The sequence below is a fragment of the Meiothermus luteus genome (assembly GCF_003574085.1).
Taxonomy (GTDB): domain Bacteria; phylum Deinococcota; class Deinococci; order Deinococcales; family Thermaceae; genus Meiothermus; species Meiothermus luteus.
In genome coordinates this window covers 1-2392 of sequence record NZ_QWKZ01000183.1, presented here as the reverse complement: position 1 = coordinate 2392, position 2392 = coordinate 1, and the positions used below count along the sequence as shown (strand labels likewise).

Genomic DNA, 2392 nt, shown 5'->3' with positions numbered 1-2392 from the left:
GGGGTGGGGGGGCTTTCCAAAGGAGGGCCGCGGCCGCTACCGCCACCCCGGCCAGAAGCCCATAGGCCAGACGCCAGGGCAGCCAGACCATCAGCAAAGGGGCCAGAACCGCCCCTACCCCGAAGGCCGCGCTGATTCGGTTCAGCACCACCGCCTGCCCGGTACGGTAAAGGTCCAAGGGCAGCGCGTTGCAGTGGAAGTTGGCAATGGCTACCCCTATCCCTAGGAGAAAGGCCCCTCCGAAAATTCCCCAAACCTCTGGGGTTAGGGCGAAGACGCCCAGCCCCCCCCCCCCACCCAGAAGCGCCAGGGAGAGCCAGGGATGGCGGCGCCGCATTCGGCTGCTCAGCAGGATGCCGAGAATGGCCCCCGCAAAGAGCAGGTTGAAGTACCAGGAGAGTTCTCCCCTCACGCCGAAGGCCTGCTGCCATTGGGGAAGCACCGCTCCGACCGCAGCGCCAGTAGCCCCGGTCATGAAAAGGCCTAGGGTGCTGCCCAGAATTAGGCGTAAGCGGAGGGGGTTCGCAGCTTCGCTCAAGCGTTTGGCTCCGGATGCAACCTAACAAAAAGCCCCCAGGCTGGGCTGGGGACCCTGTGGTGACCCCAAGGGGATTCGAACCCCTGCCGCCGCCTTGAAAGGGCGGTGACCTAACCGCTAGTCGATGGGGCCAGGAAAGGGCTTATCTTGAACTCGGCTCTGCGGGGCTTGGCCCCACCGTACCGCGGTCCAAGATAAATCTGGCTGGGGCACGTGGATTCGAACCACGATTGACGGAGCCAGAATCCGTAGTCCTACCGTTAGACGATGCCCCAACGGCCAGGGCCTGCAACCACAGGCAACCGGTATGGTACAAGATGACCCGGGTTTTGGCAAGGGCTTCTCTATAATCTCCTCAGGACGTAGGTCCTCACCTGGAGGAGGCTTTTTGAAGGAGATAGAGCAGAAGATTGTTGAGGCCTTGAGCCAGTTGGTTTCCCCTACGGCGGCGCGGAGCTTGCTTCAGCGGGCCTTGCGGGGCCAGCCGTCCCATCTGCTCGGCCCCAGGGGCTGGGCTGAACTGATTGAGGGGCCCTTGCAGCGTGAGCTGGTGGGGATTCTTCCGATCAGCGGGTTGCTGCCCGACCTGAGCCGGCTGGTGCGGGAGTTGCGGGCCCAGGATAGGGGTCCTTCAGACCCAAGGAGGGCTGCCCAGCCTACCCTGGAGGTTCCTGACCCGACCGAGTATGTGGACCTGAGCAGCGAGAAGGAGCGCCAGGCCTTGGTGCAGAGCCTGGCCCGGGGTGAGGGGGTTTTGGCAGTGGTGCTGGAGTCCATCTACGGTCAGGAGCTTCGGCTGGGGGCTTGTGGGCCAGGCGTGTTGGAGATGCTCAGGGCAGCCCATGGGTTGCTTGAACGCAGGGGAGGCTACCGGGTGTTTTACACTGTGCTGGGGGGAGCCCAGATGGTGCTGCGGCCCTTGGGGTGTGGGTATCTGGCCCTGCTTATGCAGGGGGAGGCCAACCTTGGGCAGTTTCTCTTTCGTATGCGTAGGATAGAGGCCATCCGGGTAGGCGCTGAGCGATAGGAGGTTTTGAGTGATGAAGCGATGGTTCGCCCTTTTAGCCCTGCTTGGTCTGGGTTGGGCTACCCCAGCCCTCACCCTCTACGACCAGCTCGCGCCCACGCTGGATCAGGTGCGTTCGCTGCAAAGCAGCAACCCGGCGCGGGCTTTGGAGCTTCTGACCAAGGCTGAGGACGACTTCCGCAAGGGCGCGGCGGAGCTGGCCCCGGTGTTGCGGGATGGCGTGCTGCAGTCATTGGCCGATGCCCGCCAGTCCCTGGCTCGCCGCAGCAGCGCCGACCTCGAGGCCAGGGTTCAGATTATCAAGGCCATCCTGGGAAAGGCCCTCTACGACGACTACTTCAAGGCCCTAACGGAGGGCCGCGCCGCCGAGGCCGCCCGCCTTTTGCCCAAACTTCTCTCGGCCAGTGGGCTGCCCGCGAGCCTTCGGGCACAAGCGGAGCCCCTGGCCGCGGAGGGCAACCTCGAGGGGTTGCGCCGCTTTTTTGAGCGCACCTACGCCCAGGGCATTATCAACGCCCTGCAGCGGGCCTTGGCCCAGACCAGCCCGGTGCGGGCTTACCTCGAGGCCACCCGGGCCTACGCGCTTTACCTGATTGTGCAGGACTCCCCCAGAGCCCAAGGGCTGAGCGCCAGGAGTTTTGTGGATGCCATGGGCAAGCTCTCCAGCGGCAACCTCAGCGGCTTTAAAAGCGACGCCCAGGGTTTGCTGACCCAGGCCCAGAACTTCTTAAAGGCGGCCTCGAGCCCCCAGTCACAGGGGCGCAGGACCCCTCCTCCCGCTGCGCAGAACCCCCCCGCCCCTGGGGGGGTTCTGCGCAGCGGGAGGA

The 2392-nt window shown here is 64.6% G+C and carries 2 protein-coding genes, 2 tRNA genes and 1 pseudogene; 2 read left to right on the top strand and 3 right to left on the bottom strand.

What is annotated here, in order from left to right:
• The 3 genes from Mlute_RS14995 to Mlute_RS14985 all read right to left on the bottom strand — a co-directional run.
• The coding region (locus Mlute_RS14995; protein WP_342770224.1) for an MFS transporter at positions 1 to 538 on the bottom strand (538 nt) is incomplete at its 3' end.
• A 57-nt stretch (positions 539 to 595) separates the two neighbouring features.
• A tRNA-Glu gene (locus Mlute_RS14990) sits at positions 596 to 670 on the bottom strand.
• Between the two features lie 69 nt (positions 671 to 739).
• Positions 740 to 813 (bottom strand) — tRNA-Gln (locus tag Mlute_RS14985).
• Positions 814 to 926: 113 nt separating this feature from the next.
• Here Mlute_RS14985 and Mlute_RS14980 point away from each other — a divergent pair.
• Positions 927 to 1565, top strand: a complete 639-nt coding sequence (locus Mlute_RS14980; protein WP_119361318.1) for a hypothetical protein — start codon at positions 927 to 929, stop codon at positions 1563 to 1565.
• Between the two features lie 13 nt (positions 1566 to 1578).
• Positions 1579 to 2392 (top strand): annotated as a pseudogene (locus Mlute_RS14975) (hypothetical protein); the annotation flags it as partial.